The organism is Geodermatophilus dictyosporus (genome assembly GCF_900115505.1).
Classification (GTDB): domain Bacteria; phylum Actinomycetota; class Actinomycetes; order Mycobacteriales; family Geodermatophilaceae; genus Geodermatophilus; species Geodermatophilus dictyosporus.
The window spans coordinates 506,296-530,640 of sequence record NZ_FOWQ01000003.1; the positions used below are offsets into that span (position 1 = coordinate 506,296).

Below are 24,345 nucleotides of genomic sequence, written 5' to 3' on the forward strand. Positions count from 1 at the left end.
GAGACGGCGGGGAGGCGGGGAACCGTGGGCGAGACGGGCACGATGCGGGTCGCCGCGTCCGGGGAGGACCTGCGGGCCGCCGTGGAGCTGCTCGGCGTGAGCCCGGCGGCGCTGGCGCCCGAGCTGCTCGACCCCGGCGCCCGGCTGCTGGTCGGCGGCGGCGCCGCGGCCCACCTGCGGCGGCGCTGGACCGACGAGGGCACCACCGAGGCGGTCGTGCTGCACCGCTCCACCCACGTCACCGGCCGGGACGGGCTGCTCGCCGCCGCCTCGGCCTGGGGCTGCTCGCAGGTGCGCGACGCCGGCACCGGACGCGTCCTCGAGGTGGCGCCGCCGCCGGCCGACGCGCCGCTGGCCGAGCGGTTCGCCCACCTCGCCGCGCTGGCCGCCACCCGGGTGGAGGTGGCCGTGGCGCTGGCCCGCGACAGCGGCCGCGACCGGCGCAAGGCCGACGGGAGCTGGTCGCTGGCCGCCGACGAGGCCGCGCACGCCGCAGCGGCCGAGTGCATGGCCCCGCTCGGGGTCACCGTGCTGTCGGAGGAGCGCGCCGACGCCGCCGTCGCCGACGACGAGCCGTGGGTGGTGCTCGACCCGCTCGACGGCACCGGCAACTTCCGCGCCGGCCTCCCGCCCTGGGCGTTCTCGGCGGCGCTCGTGGAGCACGGCCGGGCGGTGGCGGGGCTGGTGGTCGACCTCTCGTCCGGACGGCGGTGGGCCGGGACCGGGGGTGCCGGTGCCTGGCGCGACGGCGTCCCGGCGCGGGTGCGGCCGGGGAGCACCCTGGTCGCCCCCACCGCGCCGACCGGGCGCGGCGTGCTGGTGCCCTCGACGGCGCGGCGGGTGCGGGTCACGGGCTGCACCGCCGTCGACGTCTGCCTGGTCGCCGACGGGTCGGCCGGCGCGTGGCACAACCTCGACCGCGGCGGCACCCACGTGCACGACGTCGCCGGGGGACTGGCCGTGCTGGGCGGCGCCGGCGGGGTGGCGCTGACCCGCGACGGCGCGCCCCTGCGGCTGACGCCCGACACCGAGGGGCTCATCCGGTTCGCCGCGGCGGCCACCGCGGACGCCGCCCGCGAGCTGATCGCCGCGGTGCCGGTCTAGCGGCCGGCGGCCGCCCGGACCGCGGCGAGCAGCGACTCCCGCTCGTGCATCGTCGTCCGCGCCCGGCCGCGGGTGGCGCCCAGCGCGACCTCGGCGGCGTCGATGGCCCGCCAGTCATCCAGCAGCACCGGCTCGGCGCCGCGGGCGCGCAGCGTCCGCACCAGGTCGTCGCGGTCGCCGTGCGGGACGATGACGCCGGCCTCGGCGTCGGCGAGCAGGGCGGCGACGGTCTCCCGGGCGTCGTGCTTGTTGGTGCCGACGACGCCGGTGGGGCCGCGCTTGATCCACCCGGCCACGTACTCGCCGGTCGACGGGGCACCCTCGCGCAGCACCCGGCCGTCCTCGTTGGGCACGGTGCCGCTGCGCTGGTCGACGGGCAGCCCGGGCAGGCCCTGCCCGCGGTAGCCGACCGAGCGGACGACGAGGTCGGTGGGGAGCACCTCGTACTCGCCGGTGCCGGCCGCGCGGCCGTCGGCGTCGACCGTCGTCCGCTCCACCTCCAGGCCGGTGACCCGCTCGTCGCCGAGCAGCCGCACCGGGCGGCGGTAGAAGCGCAGCCGCACCCGGGGGTGGCCTGGCTCGGCGGTGTGTGCCGCGAAGCCGCGCAGCACGTCGACGTTGCGGGCGACCAGCCGGTCGGCCGGCCGCGGCTCGTCCTCGCCGGGCAGGTCGGCGGGGTCGACGAGCACCGTGGCCCCGGCCAGCTCGGCGAGCTCGTCGAGCTCCTTGGTGGTGAACGACGCCTGGGCCGGGCCGCGCCGGCCGAGCACGGTCACCTCCTCGACCCGCTTCGCGGCGAGGGCGTCGAGGACGTGCTGGGGCATGTCGGTGTGCTCGAGCTCCTCCGGCGTGCGGGCCAGCACCCGGGCGACGTCGAGGGCCACGTTGCCGACGCCGACGACGACCGCCCGCCGCACCCCGGCCAGCGCGTCCTCGACCCGGGCGCGGTCGGCGTCGGGGTGGCCGCAGTACCAGGCGACCAGGTCGGTGGCCGCCAGGCTGCCGGGCAGGTCCTCGCCGTCGATCGACAGCGGCCGGTCCAGCGCCGCGCCGTAGGTGTAGACGACGGCGTCGACGTGGGCGCGCAGGTCGTCGAGGGTGATGTCGGTGCCCACCTCGACGTTGCCGACGAACCGCACGCCCGGGTCGTCCAGGGCCCGGTGCAGCGTCTCCCGGATGGCCCGCATCTTGAGGTGGTCGGGGGCGATGCCGTGCCGGACCAGGCCGAACGGCGTGGGCAGCCGGTCGAGCAGGTCGACGGTCACCGGCACCGGTGCCCGGCGGGTGAGCGCCTCGGCGGTGTAGATGCCGGCCGGGCCGGCGCCGACGACGGCGACCCGCAGTGGCCGGCCGCCGTCTGCCGCGGAAGGACTGTCGTCGGGCACGACTGGGATCCTGGCCCCGCGGGGTAGGGGTGCGCCAGCGCACCACCCACGCTCCCGACCACCGCACCGGAGGGGACCGCCCCGTGTCCGTCGTCGTCATCGCCACCATCACCCCGCAGCCCGAGCACGCCGAGGAGGTCCGCCAGGCGGTGCTCGACACGGTGCCGCGGGTGCACGAGGAGCCCGGCTGCGAGCGCTACTCGCTGCACCAGGGACGCGACGGCGCGCTGGTCATGGTCGAGAAGTGGGAGAGCCCCGAGGCACTGGCCACCCACGGCAAGGCCGGCGCGCTGAGCTCGCTGTCGGGCCGGCTCGAGGGCAAGCTCACCGGGGCCCCGACGGTCACCGTGCTCGACGCGCTGCCCGCCGGCGACGCGGGCAAGGGCGCGCTGTAGGAGAAGGACCCCTCTGCCCCCCACCACTCGCAGGCTGGCGGCGGGCCCCTGCAGAGGGGCCGGTCAGACCACCTGGCAGGTGGGGCACCAGTAGAGGTTGCGGCCGACCATCTCCTCGGTGCGCACCTCGGTGCCGCAGAGGCGGCAGGGCAGGCCGGTACGCCGGTAGACGTAGTGCGCGTCCTCGCGGCGCACCGCGCCCGAGCGGCGGGACCGGTCGGCCGGGTGCGTGGTGACGATCCGGCCCATCCGGACGCCGGCGCGCATGAGCACCACCAGGTCGTCCCACAGCGCCTGCCACTCGGCCGCACCGACGTCACGGCCGGGCCGGAACGGCGAGATCCGGTGCCGGAACAGGATCTCGGCGCGGTAGACGTTGCCGACGCCGGCCAGCACCGACTGGTCCATGAGCAGCGCGCCGACCGCCGTCCGGCTGCGGCCCACCCGCGCGTGGGACAGCGGGCCGCCGCGGCGGGTGCGCAGCGGGTCGGGGCCGAGCCGGTCGAGGATCGCGTCGACCTCGGGCTGGGACAGGACGTCGCAGGCCGTGGCCCCGCGCAGGTCGGTCCACACGCCCTCGCCCTTCGGCCCGTCCGCGACCCACCGCATGCGCAGCGCGCCCCGCGGGGCCGGCGGGTCGCCGACGCCGGTCGTGTAGGTGCCGTAGAGGCCCAGGTGCACGTGCAGCACGTCGCCTCCGAAGTCGGCGAACAGGTGCTTGCCGTAGCTGGTGACCTCCTCGAGCACCCGGCCGTCGAGCAGTGCCGCCCCTGCGGCGAAGCGGCCCTGCGGGCTGGTGACGTGCACCGGCCGGCCGGCGAACAGGCCGCTCTGCTCCGTGGCCAGCCGGTACAGGGTGTGGCCCTCAGGCACCCCGGACCTCCTGGTAGCGGGCGAGCGCCACCTGGCGCTCCTCGGCGTGGTCGACGATCGGCGAGGGGTAGCCCGCGGGGGGACCGCCGGGCAGCGTCCACGGCTCGTGCACGTACCGGTCGGGGACGTCGCGCAGCTCGGGCACCCAGCGGCGCACGTAGACGCCGTCGGGGTCGAACTGCTGGCCCTGCCGGGTCGGGTTGAACACCCGGTAGTACGGCGAGGGGTCGGTGCCGGTGCCGGCCACCCACTGCCAGCCGTGCTGGTTGCTGGCGAGGTCGCCGTCGACGAGGTGGTCGAAGAAGTGGCGGGCGCCGCGCCGCCAGTCGAGGTGCAGGTCCTTGACCAGGAAGGACGCCACGATCATGCGCACCCGGTTGTGCACGTAGGCCTCACCGAGCAGCTGCCGCATCCCGGCGTCGACGATCGGGTAGCCGGTGCGGCCCTCCGCCCAGGCGGCGAAGTGCTCGTCGGCCACCGGGCCGGTGTCGTAGCGCATCGCCCGCATCTTCGGGTCGAGGGCCTCGCGCGCGGTCTCGGGGCGGTGCCAGAGGACGTCGGCGTAGAAGTCGCGCCAGATCAGCTCGCCGACGAACTTGTCCACCGCGTCGGCGTGGTCCCCGCCCAGGGCCCGGGCCTCGGCGAGGAGCGTGCGCGGGTGCACGGTGCCGTACTTCAGGTGCGCCGAGAGCCGGCTCGTGGCGTCGGTGCCGGGGGTGTTGCGGCCGGTGGCGTAGCCGAGCAGTCGCTGGTCCCGGAACTGCGCCCACACGTCCCTCCCGGCCTGCTCGCCCGCGGCGGGCAGCACGGTGTCGCCGAGGTCCTGCGCCGGGGGCAGGTCCCCGGCGGGCAGCCCGTCGGCCCACCGGACGCCGGCAGGCCGCTCGGCGGGCGCGTGCACGCCCCGCGCCCGCCAGGCCCGGGCGAAGGGCGAGTAGACGCGGAAGGGCGTCCCGTCGTCCTTGAGCAGCCGTCCGGGGGTGACGCCGTAGGGCGAGCCGGTCCGCACGAACGGCACCTCGCCGAGCGCCCGCTCGACGGCGGCGTCGCGCTCGCGGCCGTAGACGCCGGCGTCGGCGGACACGTGCACGCTCCCGGCCCCGGTCTCGCGGACCAGGTCGGGCAGCACGCGCGCGGGGTCCCCGGAGCGGACGACCAGCGCGCCGCCGGTCTGCTCGCGCAGGTCGGCCAGGCAGTTGCGCAGGAACTCGCGGCGCGGCGGCCCGGAGGGCTCCCACAGCCGCGGGTCGACGACGAAGACCGGCAGCACCCTGCCGCCGTCGCCGGCGGCCCCGACGGCGGCCAGCAGCGCGGGGTGGTCGCTGAGCCGGAGGTCCCGGCGGAACCAGAGGAGGGCGGTCGGCACCAGCGCCACGGTAGGCAACGCCGCGCGGCCCCGCAGGTCAGCGGTCGGCGGTGGCCAGGCCGAAGTGCGGCTTGTCGTCGTCGGCGACCAGGTCCAGCGTCTCGGGGTGCTGCTGGATGTAGTGGCGCACGAAGGAGCAGTAGGGGAGGACGGTCAGGCCGCGCTCACGGGCGGCGTCGAGGACGCCGCTGACGAGGGCCTTGCCGAGCCCGCGGCCACCCATGCCCGGGTCGACCTCGGTGTGCGGCAGGGCCATGGTGCCGCCCTCGACGTGGTAGCTCGCCAGACCGACGACACGGTCGCCGACCCGGATCTCGAAGCGCCCCCGTTCGGGGACGTCGACCACCGTGGTCTCCATCGTTGCGTTCCCACCTCCGCAGGTCCCGCGGCGCCGTTGCCGCGAGTACGACGTGCTCCTCAGACGGTAACGCCTCGCAGGCCCACGGGTTTCCCACGCGCCGGGGATGTCACCCGGAGGTCGTGGTCGTCCAGGGACCTGCGGAGGGTCTCCCAGCGGCCCCGGGACCATCCTCCAGGCGGGCGACGCGGACGGCTCTCGTCAATACATTGCGGTCTCGACGACCCGCCCGTCTGCAAGGGAGCCGACGTGAAGACCCGTAGCGCAGTCCTGCACTCCCAGCCCGGTGAGTACGAGGTGACCGAGGTCGAGCTCGACGACCCCCGTCGCGGTGAGCTGCTGGTGCGGATGGTCGCCGTCGGGCTCTGCCACACCGACGACCACGTCGCCGTCGGCGACACCCCCGCCTTCCGGCTGCCCATCGCCGGCGGGCACGAGGGCGCCGGCGTGGTCGTCGGCGTCGGCCCCGACACCCCCGGCTGGGCCGAGGGCGACCACGTGGTGCTCAGCTTCACCGCGGTCTGCGGGGAGTGCCGCATGTGCTCGACGGGGCGGCAGAACCTCTGCGACCTCGGCGGCCGGCTGTTCACCGGCGGGCGGATCGACGACCCGACCAGCTTCCGGATGACGTACGAGGGCCGGCCGGTGGTGCAGGCCCACGGGATCTCGGCGCTGAGCGAGCACACCGTCGTCGACGCCCGGTCCGTGGTGCGGATCGACCCGGGCGTGCCGCTGGACAAGGCCGCGCTGGTCAGCTGCGGCGTCGCCACCGGGTGGGGGTCGGTGACCCACATGTCCGACGCGCAGGCCGGCGACGTCGTCATCGTCATGGGTGTCGGCGGGGTCGGGATCAACAGCGTCCAGGCCGCCCGGGCCATCGGCGCCCGCGCCGTGATCGGCGTGGACCCGGTGGACTTCAAGCGGGAGTGCGCCGAGAAGCTGGGGGCCACGCACACGGCCGCCACCATGGAGGAGGCGAGCGCCCTCGCCCGGTCGCTGACCGACGGGCAGGGCGCCGACGCGACGATCGTCACCGTCGGTGTGGTGGACGGCGGGCACATCGCCGAGGCGGTGGCCTCGATCCGCAAGGCCGGCACGGTCGTGCTCACCGGGACCGGCGGGATGCGGCAGTCGGGCATCCCGATCAACAACACCATGTTCACGGTCTTCCAGAAGCGGCTGCAGGGAGCGCTGTTCGGCGGCTGCAACCCGCGGTGGGACATCCCCCACCTGCTGACCCAGTACGCCGCCGGCACCCTCCGGCTCGACGAGCTGGTCACCCGGACCTACAGCCTGGACGAGGTCGCGCAGGGCTACCGCGACATGCGCGAGGGCCGCAACATCCGGGGCATGGTCCGCTTCGACTAGGGGCGGGGTGGGCGCTGGGCGAGGAGGACCGTGCCCAGCGCCAGGGCCGTGCCGGCCAGCTGCAGCGGCGTGAGGGACTCGCCGAGCAGCACCCAGCCGGCGGTCGCGGCGACCACGGGGGAGAGCAGCCCGAGGAAGGTGACCCGGCCCGTGGGCAGCAGGCCGATGCCGCGCACCCACAGCACGTAGGCCAGGGCCGTGTTGACCGTCGCGAGGTAGAGGAGGCCGCCGGCCTGGCCGGCGGTCGGCGTGGCCGGCAGGCCCTCGAGGGCCAGGGCGAGCGGGAGGAGCACCAGGCCGCCGGCGGCCAGCTGCCAGCCGGTGAAGGCCAGCACCGGGACCGGCCGGCCCCACCGCTTGGTGAGGACGACGCCGCTGCCCATGCAGGCGGTCCCGGCCAGCCCGGCGAGCAGCCCGACCGGGTCGAGCGCGACGGGACCGGTGACGACGATGAGCGCCACCCCGGCCACCCCGAGCAGGCCCAGCAGCAGGGTCCGGCTGCGCAGCCGCTCGCCCAGCAACGGCACGGCCAGCACGGTGACGAGCAGCGGCTGGGCCGCTCCCAGCACGGCCGCGACCCCGCCGGGGAGGCGGTAGGCGGCGACGAAGAGCAGGGCGAAGAACGCCCCGATGTTGAGGACGCCGAGGACGGCCGCCTTCCACCACCACGCACCGTGCGGCAGGCGCCGCCCGACGGCGACGAGGAGCAGCCCGGCGGGAAGGGCCCGCACGGTGGCGGCCAGCAGCGGGCGGTCGGGCGGCAGCCACTCGGTGGTGACCACGTAGGTGGTGCCCCACGTCGCGGGGGCGACGGCGGTGGCCAGCGTCAGGAGGCCCCGCCGGCGGCGGGCCGGCGAGACGGTGCCGGGTGTGGTGAGCGTGGCGGTCACGGTGCTCATCGTTCGCCGCCAAGAATCTCGATGTCAAGATACTTGGTAACGTGCATCTTGCGGTCGATCGGTGTGGCAGGCTGGGCGGCGTGACGGAGCGGGACGGCGTCGACGAGATCCGCGAGCAGTGGGCCGTCCAGCGGCCCGACCTCGACACGGAGGCCATGGCGGTGTTCGGCCGGATCTACCGGGCGGCGCGGCTGGCCGGCGACACCCAGGAGCGCTGCTACGCCCGCTTCGGCATCACCCGCGCGGACTTCGACGTCCTCGCGACCCTGCGCCGCGCGGCCGGACCCGAGGGGCTCTCCCCGGGGCGGCTGACGGCGGCGCTGATGCTCAGCACCGGCGGGACCACCAGCCGGCTGGACCGGCTGGAGCGGGCCGGGCACCTCGTCCGCGTCCCCGACCCGGCCGACCGGCGGGCACTGCTGGTGCGGCTGACCGACAGCGGCCGGGCGCTGATCGACGAGGCGGTCACCGCCGGGCTCGCCGAGCAGCAGCGGCTGCTGGGCGACCTGTCCGCCGCGCGCCTGCGCCGGGTGGACGACGACCTGCGCGACCTGCTCGCCTCGGTGGAGCGGCACGCGACCGGGAGCCGGGAGGGCTGACCACCGTGATCGAACTGCGCACCCCCGGGGAGCTCGACGCCATGCGCGCGGCCGGGGCGGTGGTGGCCGACATGATCGCCGCCGTCCGGGCCGCGGCCGCGCCGGGTGTGCGGCTCAGCCAGCTCGACGAGGTGGCCCGGGACGTGCTGGCGGCCGCCGGGGCGACGTCGCCGTTCCTCGGCTACGCCCCGCTGCCGACCACCCCGCCGTTCCCCGGCGTGGTGTGCCTGTCGGTCAACGACGTCGCGCTGCACGGCATCCCCACCCCGCAGGTGCTCGAGGACGGCGACCTGCTCAGCGTGGACGCCGGCGCGACCCTCGACGGCTGGGTCGGCGACTCGGCGACCACCTTCGCCGTGGGCACGCCGCGCCCGGAGGACCTGCGGCTGGTCGGGACCGCGCAGCGGGCGCTGGAGGCGGGGATCGCCGCGGCCGTCGTCGGCAACCGGGTCGGCGACGTCTCGGCCGCGATCGGGGCGGTCGGCCGGGCCGGCGGGTGCGGCATCAACACCGACCAGGGCGGTCACGGCGTCGGCCGCTCGATGCACGAGCCGCCGAGCGTGCCCAACGAGGGGCGCGCCGGGCGCGGGGTGCCGCTGCGCGCCGGGCTGGTGATCGCGATCGAGCCGTGGTTCCTGGCCGGCGGCTCCGACGACTACCGGGTCGACGCCGACGGGTGGACGCTGCGCAGCGCCGACGGCAGCCGGGCCGCGCACGTCGAGCACACGGTCGCCGTCACCGAGGACGGCCCGCGCGTCCTGACCGCCCCGCGCTGACGCTCCGGGCGGTCAGTCGCCGCGGGGTGCGGCCCGGTAGGCGCCGGCCGTCCCCCGCCGACCCGCCGGGCGGTGGGCCCGGGCCTGCTCGAGCTTCTCCTGGCGCCGCGCGAAGAGGACCGTCCCGATCAGGAAGAGCCCGGAGAGGATGAGCACGACGGCGGTGAACGCGTTGACGAACGGCAGGTCCACCCCCGCCAGGGCGAGCACGCCGAGCGCGACCAGCACGAGGGCGGCCAGGACCGCCCCGGCCGCGCGCAGGGGGCTCTTGGCGACCTCCTCGACGCCCTCCTGGGCCTTGTCCTTGGCGTACTCCAGGGGCTTCTTCGCCCAGGAGAACCGGGTGGCCAGCACCGCCAGGCCGGCGGCGACCAGCACGAAGCCGGGGCCGGGCAGCACGAGCAGGGCGATGCCGGCGAGGGTCAGCAGGCCGCCGAGGACGGCGATGACGGTGGTCTTCACCGTCGGGTGGTGCCCGATCCGCCTGCGCGCCATGCAATGGCGCCCGGGTCGCCCGAGCGTCGAGGCGACCCGCCGCTGCCTTGTCGGCGGCGGCAGGCGGTGACACCGTGGCCGTGAGCCGGTCGGGATCGAGGTCGGGGTGGCGATGGCCCGAGGAGGAACGGCGCAGGGGGACGTCACCCGGGACGCGGGGGCGGACCGCGTCGAGGTCGTGACCCTCGTGACCTCGGCCGGCGGCCTCGGGGCGCTGTCGGTCGTGCTGCGCGACCTGCCGGAGGACTTCGCGGCGGCGGTGGTCGTGGCCCAGCACCTGGGGGGTCAGGGGAGCGCGCTGCTCGACATCCTCCAGCGCCGGGTCGCCCTCCCGCTCGAGTGGGCGCGCGACGGCGCACCGATCCGCGCCGGGCGGGTCACGGTGTGCCCGCCTCGATCGGTGCTCGAGGTCCTCCCGGACGGTTCGTGCGCCGTCCGGCCGATCTCCGGCGTGCTCGAGGACCGGCCGCTGGACACGCTGCTCGCGTCGGTGGGCGACAGCTACGGGGCGTCCGCCCTGGGTGTCGTCCTGACCGGCATGGGGCGGGACGGCGCGGCGGGGGCCGCGGCGCTGCGCGCGGCCGGCGGCACCGTGATCGCGCAGGACGAGGAGACCGCCGAGCAGCCGTCGATGCCCCGTGCGGCTGCGGAGGCGGGCGCGCACCTCGTGCTCCCGCTGCACGAGATCGGGCGGGTCGTCGCCGACGTCGTCGCGGGCGGCGGCCTGCCGCGCCCGCGGACCGAGGTGGAGGCGGTCGAGGCGCTGTTCGGCGGCCCCGGCCACGCCCGCGCGGAGCTGCGGGGGATCGAGTGGTCCACGACGCCGCTCGGTCCGGTCGCGTCGTGGTCGGCGTCCCTGCGCGCGCTCGTGCGGGCCGTGCTGGACACCGAGTTCCCCATGTTCCTGATGTGGGGACCGGAACTCGTGCAGATCGGCAACGACGCGTACGCACCCACCCTCGGCACCAAGCGGATGCAGGGTCTGCCCGTGCGCACGACGTGGCCGGAGCTCTGGGACGTCGTCGGGCCGCGGTTCGAGCGGATCCGGCGGACGGGCGAGCCGGTCTTCGCGCGCGACGCCGAGTTCTCCCCGAACCGTCGCGGCTTCGTCGAGGAGGCGTACTTCACCTACTGCTACAGCGCGCTCCACGACGACGGCCACCTCGCCGGCGTCCTCGAGACGTCGCTGGAGACGACGGCGCGCGTCCTCGCCGACCGGCGCCTCGCGACCCTCCGCGCGCTCGCGACCTCGGGTGTCGGGGCGGAGTCGCTGCCGTCCACCTGCGACCGCGCGATCCGGACCCTGGAGCAGAACCCCCGGGACGTCCCGTTCGCACTGGTGTACCTCTCCGAGCCCACCCGGGGGACGGCCCACCTCTGCGCCTCGACCGGGGTGGAGCCGGGCTCCGGTGTCGCGCCGCGCACGCTGTCGACGCGGGCCGGGGACGCCGCCTGGCCGGTGGGCCGCGTGCTCGCCGACGGGACACCGCTCCTCGTGGACGACCTGGGCACGCGGTTCGCCGCCTTCCACGCCGGGCCCTGGCCCGAGGGACCCCGCGCCGCGGTGCTGCTGCCGATCCGTCCCGTCACGGACGAGCCGCCGATCGGTGTCCTCGTCGCCGGCTTCAGCCCCAGGCTCGTCGTCGACGAGGCGTACCGCGGTTTCCTCGACCTGGTGGGCACGCAGATCAGCGCCACCGTCGCCGAGGCGCGCACGCGCCGGCGCGAGCGGGAGCGGCTGGAGCGCCTCGCCGAGCTCGACCGGGTCAAGACGGAGTTCTTCTCCAACGTCAGCCACGAGTTCCGGACGCCGCTGACGCTGATGCTCGGCCCGCTCGAGGACCTCCTGCAGGACGGCGACGAGCTGCCGCCCCGACGGAAGGCCGAGCTGGAGCTCGTGCGCCGGAACGCCCGGCGTCTCCTCCGGCTCGTGGGGACGATGCTCGACTTCTCGCAGATCGAGGCCGGGCGGCTGCGGGCGCGGTTCGCGCCGGTAGATCTCGCGGAGCGCACGCGGGAGATCGTCGCGCAGTTCGACAGCGCCGTGTCGCGTGCCGGGCTGGACCTGCACGTCGAGGTCGAGGAGCTGCCCGAGCCGGTCTGGGTCGACGTCGAGATGTGGGAGAAGGTCGTCTCGAACCTGGTCTCCAACGCCCTCAAGTTCACCTTCGACGGCCGGATCGAGGTCGCGCTGCGCCGGCTGCCTAAGCACGCGGAGCTCGTCGTCCGGGACACCGGTGTCGGCATCCCCGCCGAGGAGCTGCCCCACGTCTTCAAGCGGTTCCACCGGGTCCGCGGCACCCGGGCGCGGACGTACGAGGGTGCCGGTATCGGGCTCGCGCTGGTCGACGAGCTGGTGCGCCGCCACCACGGCCGGATCCGTGCCACCAGCACCGTCGGCGAGGGCACGACGTTCACCGTCTGGATCCCCCTCGGACGGCGTCCCGTCCCGCCGGAGGCACTGCGCGACGAGCCGCCGCGGACGACGGAGGTCGCGGGCGGGATGGCCGAGGAGGCGATGCAGTGGGGGGAGGCGCCCGGACCACAGCTGCTCGCCGACGACGACGACGACGCCGTCCGGCAGTCGCTGCGCGGCTACGGCGCCGGCGCGCGCGTCCTCGTCGCCGACGACCACGGCGACATGCGGCAGTACCTCGCACGACTGCTGGCGCCGCAGTGGACGGTCGACGCGGCGTCCGACGGCGCCGAGGCGCTCGAGCGCGCACGCCGCGACCCACCGGATCTCGTGCTCGCCGACGTGATGATGCCGGGCCTCGACGGTTTCGGGCTCCTCCGCGAGCTGCGGCAGGACGAGACGCTCAGGACGGTCCCCGTCGTGCTCGTGACCGCGCGCGCCGGCGAGGAGGCGGCGATCGACGGCCTCCTCGCCGGCGCCGACGACTACATCGTCAAGCCGTTCTCGGCCCGCGAGCTCGTCGCGCGCGTGGGAGGGCAGCTGGAGCTGGCGCGGACCCGCCGGCGGAACGAGGAGCTCAACGGGTTCCTGGTCCGCTTCTCGGATGCCGTGCGCGGGCTCACCGACCCCGCCGAGGTGGCCCGCACCGCGTGCCGGATGGTCCGGGACCAGCTCGGCGCGGACCGCGCCTACTGGGCCGAGGTCGACTGGGCACAGCGCGAGTGGGTCGTCGCCGGGGAGTCGCACGCGCAGGGGATCCCACCCGTGGGGGGCCGGTTCCCCCTCGACGCCTGGCAGCCGCAGACGTCCTGGCTGCTCGACGGACGGCCGAACGTCGTCGACGACACGCGACGGGACCCGCGGCTGCCCACTCCGGTGCAGGAGGCCCTCACGGAGCTCGGCGTCGGTGCCGACCTCGGTGTGCCCGTCCTGGCGGACGGCCGGACGCGCTGCGCGCTGACGCTCAACGGGCGCCGGCCCCGCCGCTGGTCGGCGGAGGAGATCGCGCTCGTGGAGGGAGTCGCGGTCCGGTGCTGGGGCGAGGTCGAGCGCGCCCGCGCCGAGGCCGCGCTCCGGGAGAGCGAGAAGCGCCAGGCGTTCCTCCTGGCGCTGAGCGACGCCCTGTGTCCGCTGGCGGACCCCGGTGAGATCCAGGACACGGCCGCGCGCGTCCTCGGCGAGCACCTCGGGGCGACGCGCGTGATGTACGCCGAGGTCGACGGTGGGCCCGGGGCCGAGGTCGGGACGCTCCGTGGCCGCTACCAGGCGCCCGAGGGGGCGATCCCTGGCGGGTCGGCTCCGCCGCCGTTCCCCGACCGGTACAGCTACAGCAGCTACGGCGAGCAGACGATGGCGCGCCGCCGTCTCGGGCAGACGATGGCCGTCACGGACGTCACGACGGACCCGAGGTTCGACCCCTCCGAGCGGGAGGCCTGGGTCGCGGGCGGTGTGCGGGCCGCCGTCACCGTGGCGCTCGTCAAGGCGGGGCGCTTCGTCGCCGAGTTCGGCGTGCAGAGCGCGACGCCGCGCGCGTGGACCGCCGACGAGGTCGACCTCGTCGAGACGACCGCGGAGCGCACGTGGGCGGCGGCCGAGCGTGCCCGCGCCGAGGCGGCGCTGCGAGGGAGCGAGGCGAAGTACCGGACGCTGTTCGAGTCCATCGACGAGGGCTTCTGCGTCATCGAGTTGCTCGACGACGCGGACGGGACCGCCGTCGACTTCCGCTTCGTCGAGGTCAACGAGGCGTTCCAACGGCAGACGGGCCTGTTCGGCATCACCGGCAGGCTGGGGAGCGACGTCGATCCGGGCCGTGAGCCGTACTGGGTCCAGACCTACGGCCGCGTGGCCCGGACCGGCGAGGCCGAACGCTTCGAGAGCCACCACCGGAACACCGGACGCTGGTACGACGTCTACGCGACCCGGGTGGACGACGCCGGCAGCCGTCGGGTGGCCGTCGTCTTCAAGGACGTCACCGACCGCAGGGAACGCGAGGAGCGGCAGGCGTTCCTGCTGCAGCTAAGCGACTCGCTGCGGGCCCAGCCCGACGAGCGGTCGATCGAGACCACGACCGTCACGATGCTCGCCGGGCACCTGCGCCTCGACCGCTGCTGGATCAGCCAGGTGTCCGGGCAGCAGGGGTTCTCCACGGTCGGCCCGGAACACCACCGGCCCGACGTCCCGCCGATGTCGGGCGTGTTCCGGCTGTCGGACTACCCGGAGACGATGCGGCAGCTGGCCACCCAGCCGATGGCCGTCGAGGACGCGGCCGTCGATGCCCGCTTCCCGGACCCCGAGAAGGCGCTGCTGGCCGGGTTCCGCCTGCGGGCACTGCTCGTGGCACCGCTGCGCAGGGGGCCCCGCGAGGTGGTCTGGGCGCTGGCGGCCGCCATGGCGACGCCGCGCCGGTGGACCGAGGGCGAGCGGGCACTGCTCGAGGAGGTGGCCGAGCGAGCGTGGACCGCCATCGAGCGCACCCGGGCGGAGCGGGCCCTCCGCGAGAGCGAGGAACGGTGGCGGCGGTTGTACGAGGCCCGGTGAGCGTCCGGGGGCGGTCAGACCTCGGGAGCCACGGTGAGGCGCTGGTACTCGGCCTGCACGACGTCGTAGCAGTCGCAGGCCGCCGAGTGCAGGGCGTCGGCGTCGAGGACGCTGATCCGCCCGCGGGTGTAGCGGATGACGCCGGCCTGCTGGAGCACGCCGGCGGTCAGCGAGACGGTGCCACGGCGCACGCCGAGCATCTGGGCGAGGAACTCCTGCGTGAGGGTGAACTCGTCGGCGCCGACGCGGTCGCGGGTCTGCAGCAGCCACCGGGCGGCGCGCTCCTCGGTGGTGTGCAGCCGGTTGCAGGCCACGTTCTGCGACAGCTGCACCATGGTGGCCTGGGTGTAGCGGTGCAGCAGGTCGTGCAGGGCGCCGTCCTGCGAGAGGAAGCGGCGCAGCTCGCCGGTGGTCAGGCGCACCGCCGTCCCGGCGATCTGGCAGAAGGAGTCGTGCACGCTCTCCGTGGAGCCGAGGAAGGCCGGCAGTCCGGCCATGCCCTCGTGACCTACCGTGGCCACCTCGACCGCGGCCTCCCCCTCGACGGTCGCCAGCAGTGACAGCACCGAGTCGACGGGGAAGTACAGGTGCTCGATCCCCTTGCCCCGCTCGTAGAGCTGCTCGCGCACGTCGAGCTCCACCGTCTCGAGCTCCGGCAGGAGCCGGTCGAACTCGTCGTCGGGCAGGAGGCCGAGGAGGAGGTTGCGTCGGGGGTCCGGTCGGGTGCTCTCGGTCGGCGTGGACACGGCTCCTCCTCCGGGGACGGGCGGTCCCGTCCGCTCCGGGAGCTACCCGTCCCCGCCGGGCGTCATGCCGGTACGGGTGGCCGCGGACCCAGGCGGGCCCACGGCGGGACCGGGACGGCGAGCAGGTCCGCGGCGCCGGGGGCCATCGTGTACGCCACCAGTGCGGGCGCGACGAGCGCCAGGGGCAGGGCGTGCTCGACGCAGCCGGTGGCGAGGGCGGCGCTGGGCATGCCCGGTGCCTCGGCGTCGTCGGGGTCCTGGACGAGCACCCGCCCGCCGGCCCGCCGGACCGCGCGCACCCCGGCGGCCCCGTCCGACAGCCGGCCGGTCAGCACGACGGCCAGCACCCGCGCGCCGAAGACGGCGGCTGCCCCGGCGAGGAGGTCGTCGGCCGTCCGGGTCGTGGGGCAGTCGCGCAGCGTCAGGCGGCCGTCCGGTCCGAGGTCCGCGGTGGTCCCCGCGGGCAGCACCGTGACCCCGGGCTCCAGAGGACCGGTCGATGCGGTGCGCACCGGGAGGGCCGCCCCTGCGCGCAGCAGGTCGGTCAGCAGCTCCGGAGTGCCCGGGCTGCGGTGCTGCACCACCAGCACGGGCACCGGCAGGTCGGCCGGCAGCCGCGACACGACGGTCCTCAGCGCCCGCACGCCGCCGGTGCTGGCGGCCAGCACGACGACGGAGAACCCGGGCCGCCGGTCACCAGGGGGCAGCGTCGTCACCGGACCGAAGGTACGCCTGTGTCAGGCGCCGTACACAGCAGCGCCCCGCGTGTCGGTCACGACGCGTTCCTCGACCGGCGTCCCCCTCGCCGCGACGTATCGTGGACGTCCCGGCAACCTGCCGACCGAGACGCCGGAGAGCGCAGCAATGGCGACTGACGACCTGATGCTGGCCTGCCGACTGGGTGGCCTGTCCCTCGGCGACCTGTGGTCGCGCTACCTGGGGATCGGTGGCAGCCGGTCGCAGGCGGAGCTCGCCCTGCGCCTCGCCGGCGCGCCGTGGCCGGAGTCGGAGGACCGCTTCCTGGCCGTGGTCGCCGACGAGGCGCTCCGGGAGAGCGAGCTGCCGCCGCTCGTCGAGCCGGCCCTCCCCGAGTTGCACCACCGCGGCGTGGCCGGTCCCGGCGCCCCCCAGGACCACCGCCGGTCCGCTGCGGCCGTGCTGGCGGCCCACGCCCGCGCCACCCGGCTGACCGCCCTGTTCGAGCGGTGCGGGCGTGCCCGTGCCCACGCCCGGGACGTCCGGGAGCACGCAGAGTCGGTGCGGCGTGGGGGCCGGGCGTCAGCCCGGCGGGTCGGCGGCTGACGGGTCGGCCGACCCCCGCGGCACTACCGTGCAGAGGATCCTGCCCGGCTTCCCGGCGAGAACGGAGTCCGATCGTGGCGCGACGAGACCTGGTGGTGGTCGGCGCCTCGGCGGGCGGCATCGAGGCGCTGCGCACACTGCTGGGCAGCCTGCCGCCGGACTTCTCCGCGGCAGTGCTCGTGGTGCTGCACATCCCGGCGACCGGCCGCAGCGCCCTCCCGGAGATCCTCGCGCGGTCCACGCCCCTGCTGGTCCGGCGAGCGGTCAACGGTGCTCCCCTGGAGCCGGGGACGGTGACGGTCGCGGTCCCGGACCACCACCTGATGGTCGTGGGGGACCGGCTGCTGCTGTCGCGTGGTCCGCGGGAGAACGGACACCGGCCGGCGGTCGACGTCCTGTTCCGCACGGCCGCGCGCACCGCCGGACCACGGGTCGTCGCGGTCGTCCTGTCCGGAGCGCTCGACGACGGCACGGCCGGGATGATCGCCGTCCGCGAGCGCGGTGGGGTCGGCGTGGCCCAGGACCCCGAGGACGCGATCTACCCGAGCATGCCGACGCACGCCATCGAGGTCGCCTCCGTCGACCACGTGGCGCCCGCGGCGAAGATGGGGTCCCTGCTCGAGGAGCTGGTCGGTGAGGACGTCTCGGTCGATGCCCCGGAGGCCAGCGAGTTGATGGACGTGGAGGCGGCGATGGCGGAGTTCGACGCCGCTGCGCTGAACGACGACGACCGGCCCGGCACGCCCTCGGGTTTCGGCTGCCCCTCGTGCCACGGTGCCCTCTTCGCGATCACCGAGGGCGGCATGGAGCGCTTCCGCTGCCGGGTGGGGCACGCCTGGTCGCCCGAGGCGCTGGCGGCCGAGCAGGCCGAGGCACTGGAGGGAGCACTGTGGATGGCTCTCCGGGGGCTCGAGGAGCGCGCGGCGCTGAGCCTGCGGATGGGGGAGCGGGCGCAGCAGCGCGGCCACGCGCACACCGCCTCGTCGTTCCGCCAGCGCCACGACGAGGCGCAGGCGGCGGCCCTGCTGATCCGCCGGCTCCTGCAGCACGGGGAGCTCGACGGGGGAGCGTTGCCGGACGAGGTCACGGAGCGCTGACCCGATGAGCGAGGAGGGACCCGACAGGAGCGACCTCGACGGCGAGAGCGGCGAGGACCGGCCGGCCGACGACGCCGCGAGCGGGGTCGCGGGGGAGCTCGACCCGGACTTCGAGGCACTGCTCGTCTACCTGCGGGAGAAGCGGGGTTTCGACTTCACCGGCTACAAGCGGCCCAGCCTCGTGCGCCGGGTCCGCCGGCGCATGAGCGACGTCGGCATCACGTCGGTGGCCGAGTACCAGGACTTCCTCGAGGTCCACCCCGAGGAGTTCACGCCGCTGTTCAACACGGTGCTGATCAACGTCACCAGCTTCTTCCGCGACAGGGCGTCGTGGGACCACCTGCGGGACGTGCTGCTGCCCGAGGTGCTCGCCGCGGCCGGCCCGACGATCCGCGTGTGGAGCGCCGGGTGCGCGTCGGGCGAGGAGGCGTACAGCCTCGCCATCCTGCTGACGGGCGTCCTCGGCGCCGAGCAGTTCCGGCAGCGGGTGAAGATCTACGCCACGGACGTGGACGAGGACGCCCTGGCCCAGGCACGCCAGGCCACGTACACCGAGCGGGCGCTCGCCGGGCTCACGCCCGACCAGGTCGAGGAGTACTTCCAGCCGGAGGGTGCGCGCTACACCTTCCGCAAGGACCTCCGCAGGTCGGTGATCTTCGGGCGGAACGACCTGGTGCAGGACGCGCCGATCTCGCACGTCGACATGGTGCTGTGCCGCAACACGCTCATGTACTTCAACGCCGAGACCCAGAGCCGGATCCTCGGCCGGCTGCACTTCGCGCTCAACCCGTCCGGCGTCCTGTTCCTCGGCAAGGCCGAGATGCTCCTCTCGCACAGCCAGCTGTTCACGCCGGTGGACCTCACCCGCCGGTTCTTCCGCAATCGGGACGGGCGCCCGGCTGCTGATCGGCCACCGCCGGCCGTGCCCGCGCCCAGCCCCCCGCACGTCGACGAGCTCGAGGTGGCCCGGCTCCGCCGGGAGGCGATGCTGTCCGCGCCCGCGGCCCAGCTGGCCGTGGACACCGACGGCCGGGTCGCGATGGTGAACCGGCAGGCCGAGCAGGTGCTGGGCGTGGACGACCGCGACGTCGGCCGGCTGTTCCAGGACCTCGAGATCTCCTACCGCCCCGTGGAGCTGCGCGGTGCCATCGCGGAGGCGGTGGCCGAGCGCCGCGTCGTGTGGCTGCGTGGCGTCGAACGCCGCCGGTCGGGCCAGGAACCGGCGGTCTTCGACGTGCAGGTCCGGCCGCTGTACCGCGAGGACGGCACCCTGCTCGGGACCACGGTCATCTTCGACGACGTGACGCTGTACCGGCGTCTGCAGAGCGAGCTGGAGTACGCCAACCGGCAGCTCGAGACCGCCTACGAGGAGCTGCAGTCGACCAACGAGGAGCTGGAGACGACGAACGAGGAGCTCCAGTCCACCGTCGAGGAGCTCGAGACGACGAACGAGGAGCTCCAGTCGACCAACGAGGAGCTCGAGACGATGAACGAGGAGCTGCAGTCCATGAACGACGAGCTCCACGTCGCCAACGAGGAACTGCGCCGCAGCACCGACGAGGTCGGCACGCTCAACCGGTTCATGACCGGCGTGCTCGGCAGCTTCCGCGCCGGGGTGGTGGTGGTCGACCCGGACCTGAGGATCCTGGTCTGGAACGCGGCGGCCGAGGAGCTGTGGGGCGTCCGGCAGGACGAGGTCTCCGGCCAGCACCTGCTCAACCTCGACATCGGCCTGCCGCTGTCCGAGCTGCACCCGCTGCTGCGCCGCCAGGTCACCGACGACGGGCCTCCGCACGACTCGGTCGAGCTGGCCGCCGTCAACAGGCGCGGACGGCCGGTGCGGGTGCGCGTGACCGTCAGCCCGTTCAGCCACGGCGCGGACGGGCACGGCGGGGCGGTCATCCTGATGGACCCCGCCGAGCCCTGAGGGCCGCGGTCAGCCGCCCGCGGCGATGATCAGCTCCACGTCGCCCTCCGCCACGAGCCGGGCGAGGTCGCGCAGCTTGACGTTCAGGCGGGAGCTCAGCGTCACGAGGCGCGCGAAGGCCTCGTCGGCGTCGACCCCGATGCGGTGCATCAGGACCCCCTTGGCCTGGTCGATGACGGCCCGGGAGGTGAGGGCGGTCTCCAGGTTGCTGGCCAGCGACCGCAGCGACTCGCGTTCGGCGACGTTCTGGAGCACGCCGGTCACGGCTGCGGCGGCCAGCTCGCCGATGCGGCGGTTGGCCGGCCCGAACGCGTCGCGCCGGCCCGCGTAGACGTTGACCACGGCGGCGCCCTGACCGCCGTCGCTGATCGGGATGGCCAGCACGCTGCGCACGGCGGTCGGGCCGCCGAGCGCGCGCAGCTGCGGCCAGCGCTCGTCGGTGGTGACGTCCCCGGTGACCACCTCGAGCCCGGTGGCGTAGGCCTGCCAGCAGGGCCCCTCCTGAACGCGGAGCTGCCGGCCGTCGAAGTCCTGGGCCTCTGCGGAGTCGCTGCCCACACGCTGGGGCTCGAGCGGGGAGCCGAGCGTGATGCTCACCCAGTCGGCGCCGGGCACGGCGCTGCGGACGAGCGTGGCCATCCGGCTCAGCAGCCGCTGGCGGTCGGGCTCCTCCACCGGCAACGCCGACATCTCGACGAAGGAGGCGGCCAGCCCGACGACGTCCGCCGGGGCAGCGGCGCCGGACTCCTGCGGACCGGGGGACGCCGGCCCGGTGCGGGGGAGGCCCGCGGTGGCGTCCTGGTCACGGGCCTCGTCCCAGGGCGCGAGCACCCACTGCACCCGGGCAGCCGACGGGAGGGGGCCACTGACCTCCGTGAAGCCGAACAGCTCGGCGCACCGGCGTGTGCCGCCTCGGGGATGGAGCGTCACCGTGAGCCGCTGCTCGGCGGCGGGCGGACCGGTGAGCGACCGCAGGGCCTTGCGGAACGCGGGGGCGTCCTCGGGCGCCAGGTAGACCGACAGCGGCTTGCCGAGCAGCCGGCTGAACCCCACCCCGACGGACTGGGCCAGCGCCGGGTTGACCTCCAGGAGCTTGCCGTTGCCGTCGGTGAGCGCCAGGCCGAGCGGTACCACGGCGGCGAGGTGGCTGCGCCAGCGCAGCTCGGCCTCGTGCTGCTGCAGGAGCTCGGTGACCTGCTCCTGCTGGGCACGGAGCTCCTCGGAGACGACCTGCAGTTCCTCGTGGCGGATGTCGAGGGCGGCCAACTGGGCCACCACCTCGTCCACCGACTGCGGGGTGCCGGCGACGTCACGCTCACCGGGACTCATCGACGTCCACCTCCTCCGTCTGCTCCGAGGCGTGCTCAGCGGCAGCACGGCGGTCGTGGTCGGCCGCACACCGATGACCGGCGGCGCGATCGTGCCCGCGGCGGGCCCACTCCAGCGACTCGCGCGCGTGCTCGGCCGCCGTCTCGGACCGGGCCCGGGCACGCTCGGCGCCGCCGGTGTCCGGGAGGTCGCCCGTGGACGGACGCACCAGCCGTTCGGACAGCTCCCGCGAGCGGCGGCCGGCCGAGGTCGCTCGCTCGGCCGCCTGCCGCCCGGCTGCCTCGGTCCCCATGTGAGCCCTCCCCGGCGCCTCCGACCGCGTCCCCCCATACTGCCGCGTGGGCCCACCGCGTGCGCCACAGCCGGACCCGACCCGGGACGCCCGTGCGTGTCGACACGCCGCCGGCCTCCCTCGTCAGGCTGCGCGACCGCACGACCGACGGGGCGCGCGACCGGGGCGGTGATCGCCGGGTGCAGGAGAGTCGACGTCCCGGCTGGATCTGGGCTCGGACCCGCGGTGACCGGCCGCGGGCACGGGTCCGCCGCCGGACGAGCGCTGTCCCGAGGTCCACGGCCTGCCCGTGTACGCACCGCGTCGGCGCGCAGGTTCGCTGACGGGCGGATCGGCGGGTCCGGACTGCGGTGGTGGGCTAGCCGACGGCTGGTCACCTGACCACGCTCATCGGGTGATCACGGAACCGGGACAGTCGCCGTTGGCCCAGCTCCACGAGGCGGCCAGGCGCCGGACGGTCACGGCCATGCGCGAGGCGGCCGCGACCGCTGTCCTGGTCGCGCTGACCTACGACCAGGTGGCGGCACTCGCGGCGGACGCCGGGGTGACCGCCGACCCAGCGGGGCCGCCCCGTGGACGAGCGGATCGGGCGCGTGCGCGGGCGGCCGAGGAGCGGGCCCAGGCGATCCGTGCGTGGTCGCGGGCGGCTGCCCTCGAGTCCGCCGGGTACTGACGTGCCCCCCGCCGCGCGCACCGACACCCCCACGACACGCGGAGGCGGAGGCCGTCGACGTGCGGCAGGTCGGGTCGACGCCTTCGCTGGGGCCTGGGTGTCGAGTGCGGTGGTCACTGCGACGAGCGGTGCCGTTGAGCCCGGGCGGACCGTCTCCCGCACTCGGCGCCCGTCGACCGGCGGGATCTCGAGATCGCGGGGAGTGCAGTGGCCGGCACGTTCCGCGCCGTGGGACCGGAGCCTGGACGCCGTCCCGGGTCAGCTGTGGACCGCGCCCGCCGGGACCGCGCCTCCATGGACGAGGCCCGGCGATCCGCGCGTGAGCTCGCCCGCGAGGTCGAGGAGTGCCAGGCACGGGCGCAGGCCCTCCGCCGGCAGCTGGAGGTCCGTCGGACCTGGCTGACCTCCGACCTCGCGTCAACTGCGCAGTGTCTGGCTGGGCAGCGCGCCGTAGGCCGCGCTGTACCGCTCGGTGAACCGGCTGGGGGTGAACCCCCACTGGGCCGCGACCGCGGTGACGGTGGTGCCGTCGCCGGGCGTGGCACGGCTGAGCTGCTCGTGGGCCCGACGGAGCCGGAGCTGCCGCAGGTGGGCCAGCGGGGTGGTGTCCAGGTGCCGCCGGAACGCCAGCTGCACCGCTCGTGGGGTGACGGAGGCAGCGCGGGCGATGTCGGCGAGGGAGACGTCCCGTTCGCAGTTGGCCTCGATGAACGCGGTGGCGCGGCGCAGGGTGACGGGATGGGCGTCGGTGCGGTCCGCCGGCGTGGGTGGCGGCACGACGGTGTTGGGGAAGACGGCCAGAGCCGTGGCAGCGAGCAGCCGCGACGCCTGCGCGATCAGCAGTGGCGAGGCGGCGGTCACGGGCTCGCGGAGCAGGTCGTCGACGAAGCGGTTCGTCGCCCACCACCGTGAGGTGCCGCCGGTGACCGGAGACAGCGACAAGAACTGAGCAGGACCGACTCGGCCGTCGGCGGTTCCGCCGGACACGTCCGTGAGCAGCCGCTCGGAGAGGGTGACGGCGCGCAGTCGCACCTCGCGGGTGCGGGCCACGCCCTCGGACCCCGGGTGGTTGGCCAGGCAGACGTCACCGGGCCCGAAGCGGTCGCTGCTCTTGCCGTGGTCGAACCGGAGGCCCCCATCGAGGAGGGCGTTGATGACCAGGTCCCCGCGTCGGACCATGTCGAAGGTCAGATCGGCCGGGACCTGGACGACGGCCGAGCTGACGGCGTCCGCGTCCACCTGGTCGAGGCTCATCCGCCAGCTGGTGTCGGGGGTCGTGCTCACCTGCAGGCGGCCCCCGTAGGCGCGATCCAGGAAGGCGCGGGCCTCGACGGGATCGGAGGTCGCCAGGGACACGCGGCGGGGCGCGGCCGGTCCGGTCGGCATGCTCCTCCCTCGATCGAGCAGTCGTTCCCCGCTCAGGTGCGCAGGGTGTGGCTGGGCGGAACCCCGTGAGCGGTGCGGTAGGCGGCGGCGAACCGGTCCGGCTTGGCGAAGCCCCAGCGCCGCGCGACGGCAGCGACGGTGTCGCCGCGCGTCGGGTCGGCGCGTTGCAGTTCCCGTCGCGCGCCCTCGAGCCGCACGCGCCGCAGGTACCCGGTGGGCGTCGTGTCGAGGTGCCGCCGGAAGCCGTACTGCAGGGCGCGGGCGCTGGTCCCCGCCGCCGCCGCGATCTCGTCCAGCTTCAGGGGCAGGTGGGCATGGGCCTCGATGTGGGCGACGGCCCGGCGGACTGCTGCCGGTGCGACAGCGCCCGGACCGGGCACGTGCTGACGGCTCAGCGTCGTGTTCGGGAAGACGTGCAGCGCAGCGGTGGCGACGGCCCGGGCCATCTCCTCGGCGAGCAGGGGTGAGTCGAGGGGGGACACGGGGTCCATCAGAGCCCCGCTGACGAGGCCGACCAGGGACCGCCAGAAACGGTGCATCGACGGCGAGACCGGCGTGGTGCCGGAGAACCGCAGCTCCGGGCCGGTCACACCCGCCGTGTCCTCGGCGACCTGCTCCATCCGCTCGGCCGGCAGCCGCACGGTGGTCACGTCGAAACCGTGCATGACGAAGTCGATCGAGACCCCGAGCGGGTAGAGGGCGACGTCCCCGCCCGCCGCGACCGTCTCGGCGCCGCGGCTGCAGATCTGCACGCTGCCGGCGTGCACGACGAAGAAGACGTAGTCGGAGAAGCCCTCGCCGGAGGTGCCGCTGTAGTCGATGGACGTGCGCACGCGGTCCGCGCCGAGGACGGGCGTGTCGTGGGTGAGGGCCGAGAACTGCGCGCCGTTCCTGATCGGGGCGAAGCGTGACGTGTTGTCGGCGTACATCCGGCGGATGAACTCGGTGACCGCCGTCTCGTCGCTGGAGGAGAACGAGGACCGCTGGACGAGGCCGGGGTGCGTCTGCGAGGTGGACACAC

Annotated in this window: 21 protein-coding genes; 10 read left to right on the forward strand and 11 right to left on the reverse strand. The window is 75.3% G+C overall.

Annotated features, from left to right (window positions below; all coding sequences use genetic code 11):
* Positions 1-24: 24 nt before the first annotated feature.
* Entirely contained in the window at positions 25-1,104 is a 1,080-nt protein-coding gene (locus tag BMZ33_RS09700) for an inositol monophosphatase family protein (protein WP_169064114.1), read from the forward strand.
* On the opposite strand, the gene BMZ33_RS09705 is transcribed toward BMZ33_RS09700, so the two are convergent.
* Positions 1,101-2,489 (reverse strand): FAD-dependent oxidoreductase, encoded by a 1,389-nt coding sequence (locus tag BMZ33_RS09705; RefSeq protein ID WP_091109328.1) that lies wholly within the window; start codon positions 2,487-2,489, stop codon positions 1,101-1,103. The genes BMZ33_RS09700 and BMZ33_RS09705 overlap by 4 nt on opposite strands.
* An 83-nt stretch (positions 2,490-2,572) precedes the next feature.
* Between BMZ33_RS09705 and BMZ33_RS09710 the strand changes: the two genes are divergently transcribed.
* Positions 2,573-2,884, forward strand: coding sequence for a putative quinol monooxygenase (locus BMZ33_RS09710; protein ID WP_091109853.1), 312 nt, complete (start codon positions 2,573-2,575; stop codon positions 2,882-2,884).
* A gap of 63 nt (positions 2,885-2,947) precedes the next feature.
* On the opposite strand, the gene BMZ33_RS09715 is transcribed toward BMZ33_RS09710, so the two are convergent.
* From BMZ33_RS09715 to BMZ33_RS09725, 3 genes are read right to left on the reverse strand one after another with little or no spacing between them, the layout of a single operon-like run.
* Positions 2,948-3,757, reverse strand: coding sequence for an Fpg/Nei family DNA glycosylase (locus tag BMZ33_RS09715; protein ID WP_091109329.1), 810 nt, complete (start codon positions 3,755-3,757; stop codon positions 2,948-2,950).
* On the reverse strand, positions 3,750-5,123 hold the full coding sequence (locus BMZ33_RS09720; RefSeq protein WP_091109855.1) for a cryptochrome/photolyase family protein: 1,374 nt from the start codon (positions 5,121-5,123) through the stop codon (positions 3,750-3,752). Before BMZ33_RS09720 ends, BMZ33_RS09715 begins: the two co-directional genes overlap by 8 nt.
* A 37-nt stretch (positions 5,124-5,160) precedes the next feature.
* Positions 5,161-5,481 carry a GNAT family N-acetyltransferase gene (locus BMZ33_RS09725; protein ID WP_091109330.1) on the reverse strand — a complete coding sequence of 107 codons (321 nt, stop codon included), beginning with the start codon at positions 5,479-5,481 and terminating at the stop codon, positions 5,161-5,163.
* A 249-nt stretch (positions 5,482-5,730) separates the two neighbouring features.
* Here BMZ33_RS09725 and BMZ33_RS09730 point away from each other — a divergent pair, with 249 nt between their 5' ends.
* Positions 5,731-6,849 (forward strand): NDMA-dependent alcohol dehydrogenase, encoded by a 1,119-nt coding sequence (locus BMZ33_RS09730; protein ID WP_091109331.1) that lies wholly within the window; start codon positions 5,731-5,733, stop codon positions 6,847-6,849.
* Here the strand turns inward: BMZ33_RS09730 and BMZ33_RS09735 are convergent.
* On the reverse strand, positions 6,846-7,739 hold the full coding sequence (locus tag BMZ33_RS09735; protein WP_169064115.1) for an EamA family transporter: 894 nt from the start codon (positions 7,737-7,739) through the stop codon (positions 6,846-6,848). The genes BMZ33_RS09730 and BMZ33_RS09735 overlap by 4 nt on opposite strands.
* A gap of 89 nt (positions 7,740-7,828) precedes the next feature.
* Here BMZ33_RS09735 and BMZ33_RS09740 point away from each other — a divergent pair, with 89 nt between their 5' ends.
* Together BMZ33_RS09740 and map are read left to right on the forward strand one after the other, a co-directional pair.
* Positions 7,829-8,347 (forward strand): MarR family winged helix-turn-helix transcriptional regulator, encoded by a 519-nt coding sequence (locus tag BMZ33_RS09740; protein WP_169064116.1) that lies wholly within the window; start codon positions 7,829-7,831, stop codon positions 8,345-8,347.
* A 5-nt stretch (positions 8,348-8,352) separates the two neighbouring features.
* A complete protein-coding gene (map, locus tag BMZ33_RS09745; protein WP_091109333.1) occupies positions 8,353-9,123 on the forward strand; it encodes a type I methionyl aminopeptidase in 771 nt (256 codons plus the stop codon).
* Between the two features lie 12 nt (positions 9,124-9,135).
* Here map and BMZ33_RS09750 read toward each other — a convergent pair whose 3' ends face one another.
* Complete coding sequence (locus tag BMZ33_RS09750) at positions 9,136-9,585, reverse strand: PGPGW domain-containing protein (protein WP_091109334.1); 450 nt, start codon at positions 9,583-9,585, stop codon at positions 9,136-9,138.
* Positions 9,586-9,796: 211 nt separating this feature from the next.
* Here BMZ33_RS09750 and BMZ33_RS09755 point away from each other — a divergent pair, with 211 nt between their 5' ends.
* On the forward strand, positions 9,797-14,572 hold the full coding sequence (locus tag BMZ33_RS09755) for a chemotaxis protein CheB (RefSeq protein ID WP_169064117.1): 4,776 nt from the start codon (positions 9,797-9,799) through the stop codon (positions 14,570-14,572).
* 14 nt (positions 14,573-14,586) lie between these two features.
* Here the strand turns inward: BMZ33_RS09755 and BMZ33_RS09760 are convergent, their stop codons facing one another.
* Positions 14,587-15,318: a Crp/Fnr family transcriptional regulator gene (locus BMZ33_RS09760; protein ID WP_091109336.1), complete on the reverse strand. Its 732-nt coding sequence runs from the start codon at positions 15,316-15,318 to the stop codon at positions 14,587-14,589.
* Between the two features lie 62 nt (positions 15,319-15,380).
* On the reverse strand, positions 15,381-16,034 hold the full coding sequence (locus BMZ33_RS09765) for a chemotaxis protein CheB (protein WP_091109337.1): 654 nt from the start codon (positions 16,032-16,034) through the stop codon (positions 15,381-15,383).
* Between the two features lie 148 nt (positions 16,035-16,182).
* On the opposite strand from BMZ33_RS09765, the gene BMZ33_RS09770 reads away from it, so the two are divergent.
* The 3 genes from BMZ33_RS09770 (at position 16,183) to BMZ33_RS09780 (ending at position 19,644) form a co-directional block, all read left to right on the forward strand.
* Entirely contained in the window at positions 16,183-16,620 is a 438-nt protein-coding gene (locus BMZ33_RS09770) for a hypothetical protein (RefSeq protein WP_091109338.1), read from the forward strand.
* Between the two features lie 74 nt (positions 16,621-16,694).
* Positions 16,695-17,717, forward strand: coding sequence for a chemotaxis protein CheB (locus tag BMZ33_RS09775; protein WP_169064118.1), 1,023 nt, complete (start codon positions 16,695-16,697; stop codon positions 17,715-17,717).
* A gap of 4 nt (positions 17,718-17,721) precedes the next feature.
* Positions 17,722-19,644, forward strand: a complete 1,923-nt coding sequence (locus BMZ33_RS09780; RefSeq protein WP_091109339.1) for a CheR family methyltransferase — start codon at positions 17,722-17,724, stop codon at positions 19,642-19,644.
* A 9-nt stretch (positions 19,645-19,653) separates the two neighbouring features.
* On the opposite strand, the gene BMZ33_RS09785 is transcribed toward BMZ33_RS09780, so the two are convergent.
* Positions 19,654-20,973 carry an ANTAR domain-containing protein gene (locus tag BMZ33_RS09785; protein WP_091109340.1) on the reverse strand — a complete coding sequence of 440 codons (1,320 nt, stop codon included), beginning with the start codon at positions 20,971-20,973 and terminating at the stop codon, positions 19,654-19,656.
* Between the two features lie 758 nt (positions 20,974-21,731).
* On the opposite strand from BMZ33_RS09785, the gene BMZ33_RS23705 reads away from it, so the two are divergent.
* The gene (locus BMZ33_RS23705) at positions 21,732-21,938 is read left to right on the forward strand and encodes a hypothetical protein (RefSeq protein ID WP_136697257.1); all 207 of its coding nucleotides are present in this window, start codon (positions 21,732-21,734) and stop codon (positions 21,936-21,938) included.
* A 417-nt stretch (positions 21,939-22,355) separates the two neighbouring features.
* On the opposite strand, the gene BMZ33_RS09800 is transcribed toward BMZ33_RS23705, so the two are convergent.
* The gene (locus BMZ33_RS09800; protein ID WP_091109343.1) at positions 22,356-23,324 is read right to left on the reverse strand and encodes a helix-turn-helix transcriptional regulator; all 969 of its coding nucleotides are present in this window, start codon (positions 23,322-23,324) and stop codon (positions 22,356-22,358) included.
* A gap of 32 nt (positions 23,325-23,356) precedes the next feature.
* Positions 23,357-24,343, reverse strand: coding sequence for an AraC family transcriptional regulator (locus BMZ33_RS23200; RefSeq protein WP_169064119.1), 987 nt, complete (start codon positions 24,341-24,343; stop codon positions 23,357-23,359).
* Between the last annotated feature and the right edge of the window lie 2 nt (positions 24,344-24,345).